The following is a 15,028-nucleotide window of genomic DNA, read 5'->3' as shown; positions in this document are numbered from 1 at the left end:
CTCTCTGTTAATCAAGATAAGCCAAATAGTCTTTCCAAGCATCGTCAAAAATTGTCATTGAAGGCAAGTATCCAGCATTTTCTTCCAAATATTTGGAAAGCTTCTCAAAGTCATCTTCTTGTTTTGGGAAAGACTGATCAAAAAAAGCATTATTCGCAAATTCAGCGATTGGATCTGAACTTCCGGGATGCCTCTGTGTCATTAAAAACTCATAGAAACTTTTTCTCAAATTTTTACCTCTTATTATTTTTTTCTTTTAAATACATCAAAAGTATGCGGATAAACATTGTTCTTATCCACCTTTCCTGGAACTTGTTGTTCTAATTCAAACTGTGAATAATCAATATCAATCATTCGCACATCCCCATTAAACTCATGATTAATACTCGTGCGGTATAGGTAATCCACGTATGGCAGAAGTTCCTTAAAGACAGAAGTCCCACCAACAACAAAAATGACCTCATTTGGATAACCCTTCGCGTACTGTAAGAACTCATTAATGGTTTTAAAAACTTTTACGCATGCTGGAAAATCAGCTTGGGGAAAATGAGTTAAAACTAGATTCTTTCGTTTCGGAAGAGGACGACCAAAACTATCGTAGGTTCTTTTCCCGGCTAAAATCTGATGGTTAATGGTTTGATCTTTAAAAAACTGCATATCATCAGGTAAATGCCATGGTAATTTACCATCTTGTCCGATCACATGATTCGAAGCTTCCGCCCAAATATAAGCTAACATAGTAACCTCCTAAACTGCTACAGGAGCTTTAATTGGTTTGTCATGATGATAATCAATAACTTTGATATCATCCATGTCATAATCAAAAATACTCTCCTTTTGAGGATTCAGCCAAAGACTGGGTGCCTGATGTGGCTTACGACTCAATTGTTCCTTTACCTGTTCAATATGATTGCTGTAAATGTGAGCATCTCCTAGAGTATGAACAAAATCACCGGGCTCAAGACCTACCTCTTTTGCAATTAAGTTAGTCAAAAGAGCATAACTAGCGATGTTAAACGGAACTCCAAGGAAAATGTCACCACTCCGCTGATACAACTGGCAACTCAGTTTTCCGTCGTTAACGTAAAATTGAAACATTACGTGACACGGAGGGAGTGCCATACTTCCAATATCTTCTGGATTCCAGGCACTTACAATCATTCGTCTTGAATCTGGATTATTCTTAATGGTTTCAATCACATTTTTAATTTGGTCAATGGTATCCCCATGACTGGTCTTCCACTTACGCCACTGACTTCCATAAACGAGGCCAAGATCTCCATATTTTTTAGCAAAGTCATCATCATTTAAAACCCGGTCACAAAAGATCTTCTTTTGCTTTTGGTATTCCTGATTAAACACTGGATCACTTTCTGAACGTAGGCCGAAATTGGTCATGTCAGGGCCATGGTATTCATCAGAACTTACCCATTTTTCAAAGGCCCATTCATCCCATATATGATTATTATGTTGAAGTAGGTAACGAATGTTAGTATCACCCCTTAAAAACCAGAGTAATTCTGACTTAATCAATCGAAATGGAACTGCTTTAGTGGTTAAAAGAGGGAATCCCTCTTGCAAATTAAACCGCATCTGGTACCCAAAGGTACTAATTGTTCCCGTCCCAGTCCGATCAGATTTCTTGTGCCCATGCTCTAAAACATAACGTTCCAGATTTAAATATGCATCTTCTAACATCGGTTATCTTCTCCTTTATTAAAATCATTAATCATTAACGTACTGACTTAAATATTCCCAACGATTCATTAACTGATCTGATTTTTGGTTTAATTCATCCAGTTGACGCTGTAATTCAGATAATTTATCATAATTAGCACTATTTTCCTGCATGAGTTTTTTAACATGCTTGGTTTGTTGATCAAGTGAATCAATTTTATCATCAATTTTATTCCACTCAATCCTCTCAGCATACGTTAATTTTGTCTTGGCCTTTGAACTAGCTGATTCCTTAGAATCAGTAGAAGTGGGTTTGGCCTGATTAGTCTTTCGATCATGATTAACATGACTTTCATGGCGCACTTGTTTTTTTCTATCCTTTAATTTTTGCAGATAATCAGTAAATTGTCCGGTGTAACGCTCAATCTTGCCATCCCCATCAAAAATTAACAGGCGATCAGCCACTTTGTCCAAGAAGTAACGGTCATGTGAAACAGTAATGGTCGTACCGCTAAAATGCTGAATGTAGTCTTCTAGAACGGTTAAAGTTCCGATGTCCAAGTTATTAGTAGGTTCATCCAACAACAACACATTGGGTTGCTCCATTAATAATTTCAGTAGATAAAGTCGGCGCTTCTCTCCTCCGGAAAGCTTTCTAATTAAAGTTCCATGCATAAACTTAGGAAAGAGAAATTGTTCTAGTAGATTAGTTACACTTACCTTATTACCATCTTCATCAATTACATTTTGACCCACATCAGTTAAGTAACTGATCACACGCTTATCTTCTGGGATTGGTTCCATTTGCTGAGTATAGTAGGCCATTTTCACGGTTTCCCCAATATCAATGGTTCCGGACTGCAGGGGGATCTTTCCAGCAATTGCATTCAAAAAGCTGGATTTCCCAGCTCCGTTTTCACCACTAATTCCGATTCGTTGTCCATTTTGAATTAACATACTAAAGTCCTTTAATATGGGCTTTTTAGCAATGGTCAAATCAGCATGTTGGATGTCAATCACTTTCTTGCCAAGCCGTTTTTGTCCCATGGTAATATCAACGTCTTCATCAGTTGGATTCCCCTGACTAACGTCTTCCTTTAAATCGTTAAACCGATTAATTCGGGCTTGTTGTTTAGTGGACCGAGCTTTAGCACCCTTCTTCATCCATTTAAGTTCTTGTTTATACAAACGCTGCTGCTTATGAGAAGCTGCCGCCTGCTCTTCATCCAATTCTGCTTTTCGTTGAACATAATCCTGATAGTTACCAGGATACTTATAGAGTTTTCCAAAGGATAACTCCCAGATTTGATTTGCAATCTGATCCAAAAAGTAACGATCGTGGGTAACGAAAACTAGCGCTCCCTTATATTTACTTAAAAATTGTTCCAACCAATCAATTGAATCAAAGTCTAAATGATTAGTTGGCTCATCTAGCAGTAAAAGATCAGGCGATTGAATTAAAACCTGAGCCAATCCAACCCGCTTTTGTTGACCACCAGACATACTACCAACCTTTTGATCTAAATCAGTAATTTTTAGTTGATTAAGAATATTTTTTACGTCTACCTCAGCCGTCCAAGCGTCTTCCTCGTTCATTTTAGATTCGGCATTCTCAAAACGTTTTTCAAAATCGGCATTCTCGGGATTTTGTGAATAATCCTTTAACGCTTTTTCATATGTTCTAATAATCTTAAATATCTTTTGGTCACCAGCAAACACCGCATCCATTACGGTTAATTCGCCATCTAAATCTGGAACCTGCTTCAAGTATCCAATCGTATATGATTTGGAGGTTGTGATGGTTCCATTAACATCATGATCAATACCAGAAATGGTATTTAAAAGGGAGGACTTTCCACTTCCATTAGTACCAATTAATCCAATTCGATCATGTTCATTAATAATAAAATCCAAATCTTTAAAAAGGCTTTTTTCTCCATACGTTTTTGTTAGATTTTCTGCTTTTAATGTTTGCACAATATCTGCTCCAATTATTGCCTGTTAATTATTTTCTTCGACGCAGCAAGTAGTGAATCATAATCATTATTAACTTGTTCGCTAACAACTGCTTGTTCTAGTTGTTTTAAGACTCTTCCCAGCTGTGGACCAGGTTTAAATCCATGGTTTATTAAGATCTTACCGTTAATCTTTAATTCATTTTTACTTTTAATGGGAAGATGTTCATACTCGTTTTCAATCCGATCATCATCAACCAAATGGCCAAATGCCAAAGCAATTTGACAAGCATTATCCAAGTCTTCTTTACCAACTAAGTACATTGTCATAGCATCTAAATTATCTTTCATAATTTTACGACACGCTAATACAACTAAGCGAACGTTTTCAGTTAGTTTATTAGAACATTTCCATGCTTTCATCATATGATTAATCTGATCGTCGTTTAAACCACATTGAACCGCTAACAAAGACCATACCTGCGTTTCATTGTTTAAATAATCTGAAATTGATAAAGTAGCTAAGTCAGCTATGTTTGAAACATAGTTATTAAAGATCGGCACATACTGAATTAGTTTCGTTTCAATCATCTGGTTTAGTCCCCTACTTGGAGCTTTTCCCAACATCATTTTGACAAATTCAACGTTAATCCGCTCTACCGCAATTTTTTTTAGCAGATAACTATGCTTGGTAATCGCTGTAAAGGTGTCTGCTTCAATGGTAAAGTCCAATTTACTGGCAAACCTAACCGCTCGCATCATCCGTAATGCATCCTCATTAAAACGCTGCTCAGGATCGCCTACGGCACGAATGATATGCTTTTTTAAGTCGTCTATCCCACCAAATAAATCAATTACTTCCCCATTTTCTTTCATGGCAAGTGCATTGATGGTAAAGTCACGGCGCTTAAGATCATCTTTAAGTGATCTAACAAAAGTAACTTGGTCTGGTCGCCGATAATCTTGATACCCCGATTCAGTCCGAAAGGTGGTAATCTCATACGATTTACCATCATACATGACGGTCACAGTCCCATGCTCAATGCCAGTGTCAATGGTCTTCTTAAAAATCGACTTAATTTCTTCTGGATAAGCACTACTAGCAATGTCCACATCGTGAATTCGTGTATGCAAAATTGTATCACGAACGGATCCGCCAACAAAATATGCTTGATAACCAGCATCTTCAATTACTTGTAAAACTTTTCTTGCATCAGTAAACTCATTGGGTAAATTTTCTATCTTCATGGTCCACCCACTTTCATTAATCTCATTCTACCAAAATTATCATACAAAAGTTAGACCTTACATTTGTTGTTGTGTTATAGTTAAGTTAAAGTAACTTATTACAGGAGACTAATTATGACAAATAATTATCCATATCAAGATCATTTTGAACGTTATTTAAGAAAAAAAGAACTCTCAGGCATTACCATCAGAGAGTATTCAAAAACCTTATCAGATCTTTTTAATTATTTATCCAATTTTAACGTTGGATACCAGCAGGATCATCGTGTCAGTCAAATTTTTGATCGTGACATCGAGCAGTATCTGGATATGATTGTTTCCAAAAGAAACAATGGAAATAACACTTATAATAAGATCTTGTCCCAAATTAACGTTTATTTTAAATTTTTATTTAATGACAACCTTAATACGCACCTTCCGACCATTAACATTAAAAGCAAAGATAAAAACGAGCATACTTCTTACATCACAAAATGGCTTTACTCTTTACCCGTTATTCTAGAAGATAACGAGCTCCACTATTACACTAGAATGACTCTACTACTCATCAGTAAGGGATATCAGTCGTCTGAATTCTTACTTCCGGGGTTTTATCAGGAACTTGATCACATTAAATTTTCATCAGAAGAACGCACTTTCCTATCACAATTCATGACGTTTATTACTCCACTTCAGATTCGTCATCATACTAAAGATCTTTTTTTAAAACAACGAATCGCAAGGGACTGTCACATCACTTCAGCAGGGCTTCACAAATATTTGAAACCAGATAGTGAATATTTACAAATGAACCTAAGTCCCAAGTATCTTTATCAATCATTTGTCATTAACTACTTAAGTCAACATCAAAAGGATAACGATAAAACGCTTAGTCGGAACCTTCGAATGGATCCTGCTTCGCTGTTATATTATCAAAAATTAGCACAAAAATAGGGAATAAAATATCTTTAGTGATATTTTATTCCCTATTTTTTATTCATAATCTTCTAGGTCTTCAAGCATATAAGCCATTTCATCATCAGTTGGAACTAACTTCACATAACGTTTCAACAACTTAATGGTTTCTTTAATTTGTCCGTTTTCTCTAAATAACAGGATAGCTTCATGTAAGAAATCTGGATTGTCATCAAAGTATGGCAATGCCCGTTGATAGTACTTTTGAGCTTCATCATATTTTTCAAGGTGTGCGTAAGAAACAGCTAAATTCCAGTAGATTTGCGGATCAGTCTCCTCATTTTTTACGTACTGGGCCAAAAAGTCAACGTTCTTTTGGTATTCACCTTGTTTTACGTACAAGTTGGATAATTTAATAATGAGTTCCATGTTATCAGGGTCAACTTTATGTCCCTCTTTGAGGTACTTTAACGCTAAATCTTCTTCAGATAATTTAGCAGCCACATCAGCAGCCCGAATGTACATATTAACGTTATACTGATCAACACTCATCCCCTCTTGATAGACTTTGAGGGCATTCTCTGGTTCATTCATTTCAATGTAGGCCTCACCTAAGTAAGGATATAGGGAAGCATACTGAGGATCATCCTCTCTCAACTGTTTAAGCATTTCAATTGCCTTAGCATAATCTTTCAGTTGAAGATACGTAAATCCAGTTTCAAACTTAACATCAGGAGTCATGTCAATTGGTTTAATCTGTTCAAGATACCCAATGGCCTGTTCAAAATGACCAGCGTTAGCATACGCTACCCCTAATCGCTCAACAAGGTTCACAGACGAAATATTTAATTCACCTTGTTTAATCAACCCTAAATAGATGGGAATCGCTTTATCAAACTGTCCCGTTGAGAAATATAATTCTGCTAACGCAAATTTAATCACATTCTCATCAGGATCAATTTTTTCAGCCTCTAATAGTTTATGCTCACTCACACTGTACATCTCTTGAGTTTGATAAAGATCAGCTTCAACCATTAATGCATTCACATAATTAGGTGAATCTGGTTTAATTTCACTCAAGTAGTTGAGGGCTTTGTCGATCTTGCCCTCAGAAATTAAAATATCGGCAATACTAGTCCGTAATTCATCTTCATCTGGATATTTTTTTAGCAAACCCTTATAGATATCAAGTGAGTCGTTTAAAAATCCAAGTGAATAAAGTTCTTCTGCCAAAGAATATAACATATCATCACTATCATTTTCCTTAGCATTTTTAATATCATCATTAAATTGGTTCATATCACCCTTTTTTAGGGCTTCTAGGGCTTTCTCTGAATAAGTCATTACACATGTCCTCCTACTAATAAAAAAACCAGTACGCATAAGCGCACTGGTCAAGCGTTAAATAAAAATTATTTAACAGCTTCCTTTAAAGCCTTACCAGGTTTAAAGGCAGGTACTTTACTTGCAGGGATTTGAATTTCTGCACCTGTTTGAGGGTTACGTCCTTTACGAGCGGCACGATTACGTACTTCGAAATTACCAAAACCGATCAATTGTACCTTCTCACCGTGAGTCAACTTGTCTTGGATTGAGTCAAAGACTGCATCCAAAGCTGCGGTGGCATCTTTTTTAGTTAAACCAGTTGCCTTTGCGACATCATTAACTAATTCTGCTTTGTTGGCCATGTGTATTCACCTCCCGAGTAGATGTTTTTTTATGTAAAAAACACCCAATAAGTTAAAGATTAAGCCAGGGGAAACGATGTACTTCTACATCATTTCTAGTCTTAATTTAGCATAAGAATAGTGCCATTGCAACAAATAATGGGATTATAATCAACATTTATTAAAACTTTTTTAATATAATTATGATTAGAATATTATTACCATTAGTTGTTATTTCCGCCTTCTCGCAATCAAGTGAATTGGCGTGCCGACAAAGTCGAAGTTCTTTCTAATTTGATTTTCTAAATAACGTTTGTACGAAAAATGAAGCAATTCAGGATCATTGACAAACAGAACAATCGTAGGTGGCCCCACAGCAACTTGGGTAACATAATAAATCCGAAGTCGTTTCCCATTTCTAGTTGGTGTAGGAGTAATTGCGATTGCATCCATAATAACATCATTCAACGTAGATGATTGGATCCGACGCTGATGATTTTCGTTAACACGTTTAATCAAGGAAGGTAATTGGCTAACATGCTGTTTAGTTGTCGCTGAAACAAAAATGATGGGAGCATACGCTAGATATTGGAACTGTTCACGAATGTCCGCCTCGAATTCTTGTTGCGAATGATTGTTCTTTTTCAAAGCATCCCATTTGTTAACAACAATAATGACACCTTTGCCAGCTTCGTGTGCATAGCCAGCAACCCGCTTGTCTTGCTCTCTAATGCCTTCTTCAGCATTAAGCACCATCAGCGTTACATCACTTTCATCAATGGCTCTCATTGCCCGCATAACACTATATTTCTCAGTTTTCTCGTAAACTTTACCACGTTTTCGAATTCCCGCGGTATCAACAATGGTATATTTCTGGCCATCGTTTTCAAACTTAGTATCAATGGCATCTCTCGTTGTACCAGCCACATCCGATACAATTACACGATTCTCACCTAAAATAGCATTCACTAGTGATGATTTTCCAACGTTAGGCCGTCCAATCACACTAAATTTAATGCTATCATCATCAGTATTTTCAGCGTTTTCCGGAAAGTTTTTAATAATCGCATCCAGAAGATCCCCAATTCCAAGCCCATGAGAACCAGAAATTGGATAGGGATCGCCAAATCCTAATGCATAGAAGTCATAAATATCAGCCCGACTTTCAGGATTATCAATCTTGTTAACCGCCAACACAACTGGAGTATTAGCACGATAAAGCAATTGAGCAACTCGTTCATCAGCATCGGTCATTCCTTGTTTCCCATTCACCATAAACACAATAACGTCAGCTTCATCAATTGCAATTTCAGCTTGATCAGTAATTTGTTTAATGAAGGGCTCATCCGATACTTCAATTCCACCAGTGTCAATTAGGTTAAAATTATGTCCAAGCCAGCTTCCATGAGCATAGATTCGATCTCTAGTTACACCTGGCGTATCTTCCACAATCGAAATCCGCTCACCAGCAATTCGATTAAAAATCGTTGATTTACCGACATTAGGTTGTCCAACAATTGCTACAGTTGGTCTTGCCATTTTATATCACCTCTCGTTTTTAAGAATAAAAAAAATCCTTCATAAACATGAAGGATAATTTTCTAATTACTCATTGTCATCATCGTTTAATTCATTTCCCACAATGTCACCTAAAGTAAAACCATTTTCTTCTTCAGGAGCGTTATTGGTTGAATTATCACTCACATTTTTCTTTGGAGCTTTTTGATCATCTCTTGGATCTTTTTCAAGAGCTTTCATTGACAATGCTAATCGATGTTCTTCTGGTTGTACATCAAGAACTTTAACCTTAACATCTTCACCAGACTTTAAAACATCACTTGGCTTGTCAATATGCTTATGTGAAATTTGTGAGATGTGAACTAATCCTTCAACACCAGGGAAAACTTCAACGAAAGCACCAAAATCAACTAAGCGCTTAACTTTTCCATCAAGAACACTTCCCTTAGGAGCTTTTTCTTCAATATCACTCCAAGGACCTGGTTGAGTTTGTTTAATTGATAATGAAATACGATTACGGTCAGGGTCAACTGAAAGAACTTTAACCTTAACTTCTTCTCCAACTTTCAAAACATCACTAGGCTTATTAACGTGTTCATATGAAATCTCTGAAACATGAACAAGTCCATCAATTCCACCAAGATCAACGAAAGCACCGAAGTTAGTTAAACGGGCCACTTTACCTTCGACAATGTCGCCAGGCTTTAGTGTGCTCATAATTCTATCACGAGCTTCTTTACGTTCTGCTTCAGCAATTGCTCTATGTGACAAAATCAAACGGTTTTCTTCAGGAACAACTTCGATAATCTTAACTTCGAGTTCTTGACCTTTGAATTGATTCAAATCATCAACAAAGTGATCGGTAATCATTGAAGCTGGGATAAATCCACGAACTCCATCAGCATTTACTACTAGTCCACCCTTTACTGCTCGGGTAACAGTAACGTTGATTGTTTCACCCTTATCGGCTTTTTCCTTGATTTCATTCCAAACCTTGAGAGCCTCAAGTCTTCTGATTGAAAGAAGATAGCTTCCACCTTCTTTGTCATCACCAATTCGAGATACAACAACAACCTTAACTTTGTCTCCAACTTTGTAGTTTGAGGTTGGGTTATCTTCCCTTTGTGCAGAGATTTCCTTTCTAGGAATAACTCCTTCAACACCAGCGCCTTCGATTCCCACGACTAATTGTTGGTCATCATCAATAGCTAAAACCTCACCATTAACAACGTCTCCAACGTTCACCTGCTTAATATTATCGAGAGCGGCTAATAAATCCTTGTTTGCATTAGTATCGTTTTCACTCATCAAACATTTCCTCCTTGCAACAACTCTAACTGCTATTTTATCTTAGTTGGAAATAAAATACCAGTTAATCGGCTTTATTATTTGAAAGTTGTTGAATTTTATTTTCGATTAATCTTGAGATTGCCTTCACCACGTCATCAATCGACATTGAAGTTGTATCAATCTCAGAAGCATCAGATGCTTTTTTTAATGGTGAAATCTTTCGATGGGAATCCTTATAGTCTCGATCTTCAATATCTTGCTTAAGTTGATCTAGACTAACTGAAATTCCCTTGGTTTGATCTTCTTTGTACCTACGTTCTGCACGTTCTGAAACACTCGCAATCAAAAAGACTTTAACATCAGCTTGAGGTAAAACCGTGGTTCCGATGTCTCTTCCATCCATCACAATTCCACCATCTCTAGCCAGAAACTGTTGTCTTTTGACCAATTCTGAACGAATTGATCCAAGCGCCGAAACAGCCGAAACATTATTAGTTACTTCAGTACTACGAATATCATTTGTAACTTCTTTGCCATCAACAAAAACCTTCTGAACTGGATCACCAGGTTCAAAAACAATCCTCGTCTTTTTTAAAAGGTTGAGAATGGCTTCCTCATCATTTAGATCTAATCCTAATCTGATCGCTTTTAAAGTGATTGATCGATACATTGCACCGGTATCACAATATATGTAATGAAATTTTTTGGCAACTAACTTAGCTACCGTACTTTTTCCGGCCGAAGCAGGCCCATCAATTGCTACTTGTAATCCATTCTTTCCCAAAAATAATCAATCCTTATTATTTATTTATAATTATTTAACTCGAAGACTTTGTCCGGGATGAATTTGGCTGGAAGAACTAAGACCATTTAATTTTAACAGTTGTTGCATGCTGATTCCTGCGTTGGTAGCCACTCGATAAACTCCTTGGCCCTTTTGCACCTTAACATAATCATTACTTCCAGAATTATCATTATTATCCGTTGTCTGAGAAGCCCTTTGGGTCGGTTGTTTACTATCAGAGGTTGAGTTATCACTATTTGCACTACTTGGAGTTGTGCTTTCACTAGTACTGGTATTACCCTGAGTGGTCGGTGTAGCAGAAGATGACCCAGCATCATCAGTAGTATCACTATTAGTGGTAGCATCGTCTTGAGAATTACTTGAACTAGATGACTTCTTAGCCTTTCGATCAGGCTTACTGCTCTTAGCTTTTGAATGACTAACCTTACTTGATTGAGCCTTTTGACTGGTGGAACCTGTACCAACCGCACGCTCTTTAGAAAGACCGAAAACTAATGCAACAAGGGCAATGATTACAATAATTGAAACAAGCATAATCACAACTAACGAATTACTACGATGATGTTTTCGATACTCCGTTCTTGAAAGATTTCCATCTGGATCCGTGTCATCTGAAAATGAGTCATCCCACGGATCTTTCTTTTTATTATCTTCGTGTTTATCGTCCTTCATAAATATATCCCTCCAAAACTTCTATGGTGATTATATCATTTTTTGAGCCAAATTATTATTAAAAAAGTCTGGCTAAGATATTATGCCAATCATTTTTTATTTTAGAAGTATTCTTATTACGACCTCTTAATAAATGTAGTGAATCTAAATCGAATTTTTCGTTGCCAAAATCACAGCAAGTATCATCATGATCATTAAAACTTACGTCAAATAATGAAAGTAAATACTTTCTTCGGCAACCAACATTATTAATATAACTAATAACTTGTCTTAAACTTTGATCTTTATTCATCGCAACCATTGCAAATACATCTTTAGTCTCCTCACAGCTATAGTCATGATTCATGTAAAACTGAAGAAGTCTTTTAGGTTGTTCACTCATTTTAACCTTAGGATCATCAAAAAACGAGTTAATCTGTTGGTCACTAGGAATTGAACTAGCGATCAAACTTTGAGCAATTTGTTCATCACCAGTTGAATAGAGCATAATTGCAATGCTCTCTTTCCCGTCTCTCCCTGCTCTACCAATCTCTTGAACGTAACTTTCCATGTCGGTTGGCATGTGGTAGTGAATCACAAACCGAATGTCATTCTTATCAATTCCCATTCCAAACGCACTAGTTGCACAAATAATTTGAAGTTCATTATCCATAAATTGGTGTTGAATCCGATAACGATCATCATTACTTAAGCCTGCATGATAGGACGCCACTTTCACGTTACCATCTGCTCTAATCTTTTCAGCAATTTCATCTGCTTTATCACGACTAGAAAAATAAATAATACCAGGATACTTCAGCTTATTAATCAAGCGAAACAACTCTTCTTGCTTATCTTCATCATTTGAACTTTGATGAGCCGCAAGAAAAATATTGGGCCGATCAATATTTTCAATGATTTTTTTTACATTAGTAAGCTGAAGATGACTAATAATGTCATTTTGAACTTTACCGGAAGCAGTAGCCGTGAGCATCAGTGTCTGTGGATGACCCAACGCTCTAATTTCATGGCCAAGATCCAAATACTCGGGACGAAAGTCAAGTCCCCACTTAGAAATACAATGCGCTTCATCAATCACAAACAACCCAATATTTAATTTTTTCATGCGCCTAAGTACATCTGGACTGGACAATAATTCTGGTGAAACGAATATATACCGAAACTGATCAAGATGTTGTAACAAGCCTCTTCGCTGTTTCCAGTCATTCATAGAATTTAAAGCGCAAACTCGCTTTTCTCCCATAAAATTCATTCGATCAACTTGATCACCCATTAATGAAATTAACGGTGACACAATCACAACTGGCTGATTAACCAAATATCCGTACAACTGGTAAATGAGCGATTTACCAGATCCCGTTGGCATGATTGAAAGAACATCTGATCCACTTAAAAGGGCTTGAATGGTTTCACTTTGACCTGATTTAAACTCATCAAAGCCAAACCGATTATTTAGGATTTTAGTTGCCAAGTTCATACCATTCATTATTTAACATCCTGTTTCGTCCGTTTAATCTCAAGTAATCTAAATTGAAAAAAGCTCAAATGATTAGACAGAAAATCTGATAGCTGCTGATAGTCCCAGTCATCGACCAAAATTCCGCTTAGGTGCCTGATTATCTTATTTTCTAAGTCATAGGACACAAAATCACGATATGGGAAACCAGCTAGTGGTGTATAAATCGCAACCTCCAACAAATGCTCTAAAACAGTTGACTCACGAAGTTTTCTTCGCTTTTCAACTTGCTTTAAATCACGTAATTGTTGGTATTCAGTAAAAGTCTCCTCAGCGCTAGTAGAAACGGAATGCTTGGATAGCCCGTTCAGTAATGGAGCAACGATGGAATGGTCACGTTGGCTTATAAAACTGACCAACTTGGCATAGTTAATTAAATCATCAAGAGCAGTTTTAAATAAAGATTGATTTAAATTAGCTGCAATTTGTTGCATCGTTAACCCATTGGTATTAAATCCCACTAGTTCCTGAGCAAATAGATTAGCACGATCAAATTCAAGTGAAGATAAAAACTGGTTTAACTCATCTTTTAAAAGTGCACCTGCTTGATCACGATCAATTTGTCGATAATATTTTTTGATAAAAGCTTTATTGGTTCCATCAACGTTAATTGGATAATATTGCCTAACGTGATGAACCCGTTCTGAAAGAACTTGCACTAAAAGTTGAAAACGCTGCTTAAAGTTAGTCAAATCAATTTTTTGAAAAGTATGTAATGCAAAAGAAAGGTCAGAACCATTAATTTCCTGTATTAATTCTTCTTTTGCTTGTTTACCTGCGGCGGTTAATTGAACCTGATCATTATCAGTTCTCATAATTAAACCATTTTGAACTAAGGGATTAACCTCTAATTGATTAATATTGAAATAACGACCCACTCCCAAAAGATCGAGAAGTTGGTATCTCATTGCCCAATAGAGCGTTGCCACAGTCTTTTTACCAGTCAACAGATTCTCAATTAATCGAACCCTTCGCTTTTGGTGTGAGCTAAAAACCAAAAGACAAAGGGTCCCATTTGTATTATTAATCATTTCCATGAAGATCGCTTTTTAATCCATTTCTGCATTTGCTTTGCTATAATCACAAAAATCAATCCAATAATAATTCCCTTAATCAAATTAAAGGGTACTACTCCAAATAGAATGGTCTTTGCTAATGGAAAATCTAATTTTAAATTCGTTAATTTTACGTATAAGGGTGTGGTAATAAACAGGTTAGCAAGGCTTTCTACGATTGTTAAAGCAACTGTTTCTACCAACACAATTAGAAAATCAATAATATGACTTCTAAATAAGTACCTTCTCAAAAAGTAAAACACCAAAATCATCGTCAGGGATGCTAGAAACGAACTAGATAAGCCAACTAATTCAATTGGTGAAAAACCCATTACCATCCAATAGATGAACAGCTTTAGCACCGTGGCCTCAATAGCAGCAGCAGGACCTAACAATAACAAGCAGATTAAAAGTGGAATATCCGAAAAATCCAATTTTAAGTAAGTCATGTAAGGAATGATTGGAAATGAGATCAACATCAATAAAAATGAGATCGCTCCAATCACTGCAGTTATAGTAATTCTTTTAATTCGATCATCTTTAGCTATCATCACAATTTCCTCCAATTAAACGTTCTCCAAGTCAATTAGGGTAAATTGCGCCATAAAAAACTGATCTTCTTTATACCAGACTTTACTGTCGGCAATGGGATTTCACCATCTCAACCAATTTTCATTGGGTAGTGGGCTGTAACCACCGATTGGGAATTTCACCCGACCTTGAAGACGTTT

15 protein-coding genes and 1 riboswitch are annotated in these 15,028 nt (G+C 36.5%); of the genes, 1 reads left to right on the top strand and 14 read right to left on the bottom strand.

Annotated features, from left to right (window positions below):
- Positions 1-7: 7 nt before the first annotated feature.
- From AC6UD2_RS03485 to AC6UD2_RS03465, 5 genes are read right to left on the bottom strand one after another with little or no spacing between them, the layout of a single operon-like run.
- A complete protein-coding gene (locus AC6UD2_RS03485; protein ID WP_039142873.1) occupies positions 8-229 on the bottom strand; it encodes a YozE family protein in 222 nt (73 codons plus the stop codon).
- 14 nt (positions 230-243) lie between these two features.
- Positions 244-738 carry a dihydrofolate reductase gene (locus AC6UD2_RS03480; RefSeq protein ID WP_500698037.1) on the bottom strand — a complete coding sequence of 165 codons (495 nt, stop codon included), beginning with the start codon at positions 736-738 and terminating at the stop codon, positions 244-246.
- 9 nt (positions 739-747) lie between these two features.
- Positions 748-1,698: a thymidylate synthase gene (locus AC6UD2_RS03475; RefSeq protein ID WP_500698036.1), complete on the bottom strand. Its 951-nt coding sequence runs from the start codon at positions 1,696-1,698 to the stop codon at positions 748-750.
- 27 nt (positions 1,699-1,725) lie between these two features.
- On the bottom strand, positions 1,726-3,654 hold the full coding sequence (locus AC6UD2_RS03470) for an ABC-F family ATP-binding cassette domain-containing protein (protein WP_500698035.1): 1,929 nt from the start codon (positions 3,652-3,654) through the stop codon (positions 1,726-1,728).
- A gap of 14 nt (positions 3,655-3,668) precedes the next feature.
- The gene (locus AC6UD2_RS03465; RefSeq protein WP_500698034.1) at positions 3,669-4,880 is read right to left on the bottom strand and encodes a CCA tRNA nucleotidyltransferase; all 1,212 of its coding nucleotides are present in this window, start codon (positions 4,878-4,880) and stop codon (positions 3,669-3,671) included.
- A gap of 114 nt (positions 4,881-4,994) precedes the next feature.
- Here AC6UD2_RS03465 and AC6UD2_RS03460 point away from each other — a divergent pair, with 114 nt between their 5' ends.
- Positions 4,995-5,813 carry a site-specific integrase gene (locus AC6UD2_RS03460; protein ID WP_500698033.1) on the top strand — a complete coding sequence of 273 codons (819 nt, stop codon included), beginning with the start codon at positions 4,995-4,997 and terminating at the stop codon, positions 5,811-5,813.
- A 39-nt stretch (positions 5,814-5,852) separates the two neighbouring features.
- On the opposite strand, the gene AC6UD2_RS03455 is transcribed toward AC6UD2_RS03460, so the two are convergent.
- The 9 genes from AC6UD2_RS03455 to AC6UD2_RS03415 form a co-directional block, all read right to left on the bottom strand.
- The gene (locus AC6UD2_RS03455) at positions 5,853-7,118 is read right to left on the bottom strand and encodes a tetratricopeptide repeat protein (protein ID WP_500698032.1); all 1,266 of its coding nucleotides are present in this window, start codon (positions 7,116-7,118) and stop codon (positions 5,853-5,855) included.
- A gap of 68 nt (positions 7,119-7,186) precedes the next feature.
- Positions 7,187-7,462, bottom strand: a complete 276-nt coding sequence (gene hbs / locus AC6UD2_RS03450) for a non-specific DNA-binding protein Hbs (protein WP_010021419.1) — start codon at positions 7,460-7,462, stop codon at positions 7,187-7,189.
- Between the two features lie 210 nt (positions 7,463-7,672).
- Complete coding sequence (gene der, locus AC6UD2_RS03445) at positions 7,673-8,980, bottom strand: ribosome biogenesis GTPase Der (protein ID WP_500698031.1); 1,308 nt, start codon at positions 8,978-8,980, stop codon at positions 7,673-7,675.
- Between the two features lie 66 nt (positions 8,981-9,046).
- Positions 9,047-10,267: a 30S ribosomal protein S1 gene (rpsA, locus tag AC6UD2_RS03440; RefSeq protein WP_500698030.1), complete on the bottom strand. Its 1,221-nt coding sequence runs from the start codon at positions 10,265-10,267 to the stop codon at positions 9,047-9,049.
- 64 nt (positions 10,268-10,331) lie between these two features.
- The gene (gene cmk / locus AC6UD2_RS03435) at positions 10,332-11,033 is read right to left on the bottom strand and encodes a (d)CMP kinase (RefSeq protein WP_039142906.1); all 702 of its coding nucleotides are present in this window, start codon (positions 11,031-11,033) and stop codon (positions 10,332-10,334) included.
- A gap of 30 nt (positions 11,034-11,063) precedes the next feature.
- On the bottom strand, positions 11,064-11,726 hold the full coding sequence (locus tag AC6UD2_RS03430) for a LysM peptidoglycan-binding domain-containing protein (protein ID WP_500698029.1): 663 nt from the start codon (positions 11,724-11,726) through the stop codon (positions 11,064-11,066).
- A gap of 58 nt (positions 11,727-11,784) precedes the next feature.
- Positions 11,785-13,212 (bottom strand): RecQ family ATP-dependent DNA helicase, encoded by a 1,428-nt coding sequence (locus tag AC6UD2_RS03425; RefSeq protein WP_500698028.1) that lies wholly within the window; start codon positions 13,210-13,212, stop codon positions 11,785-11,787.
- Entirely contained in the window at positions 13,212-14,273 is a 1,062-nt protein-coding gene (locus AC6UD2_RS03420; RefSeq protein ID WP_500698027.1) for a helix-turn-helix domain-containing protein, read from the bottom strand. Before AC6UD2_RS03420 ends, AC6UD2_RS03425 begins: the two co-directional genes overlap by 1 nt.
- Positions 14,270-14,848, bottom strand: coding sequence for an ECF transporter S component (locus tag AC6UD2_RS03415; RefSeq protein WP_039142921.1), 579 nt, complete (start codon positions 14,846-14,848; stop codon positions 14,270-14,272). Before AC6UD2_RS03415 ends, AC6UD2_RS03420 begins: the two co-directional genes overlap by 4 nt.
- Positions 14,849-14,907: 59 nt before the next feature.
- Positions 14,908-15,028, bottom strand: a riboswitch (FMN riboswitch).

The sequence above is a fragment of the Fructilactobacillus sp. X2R5C2 genome (assembly GCF_059901375.1).
This window is presented reverse-complemented; position numbering and strand designations above follow the sequence as displayed.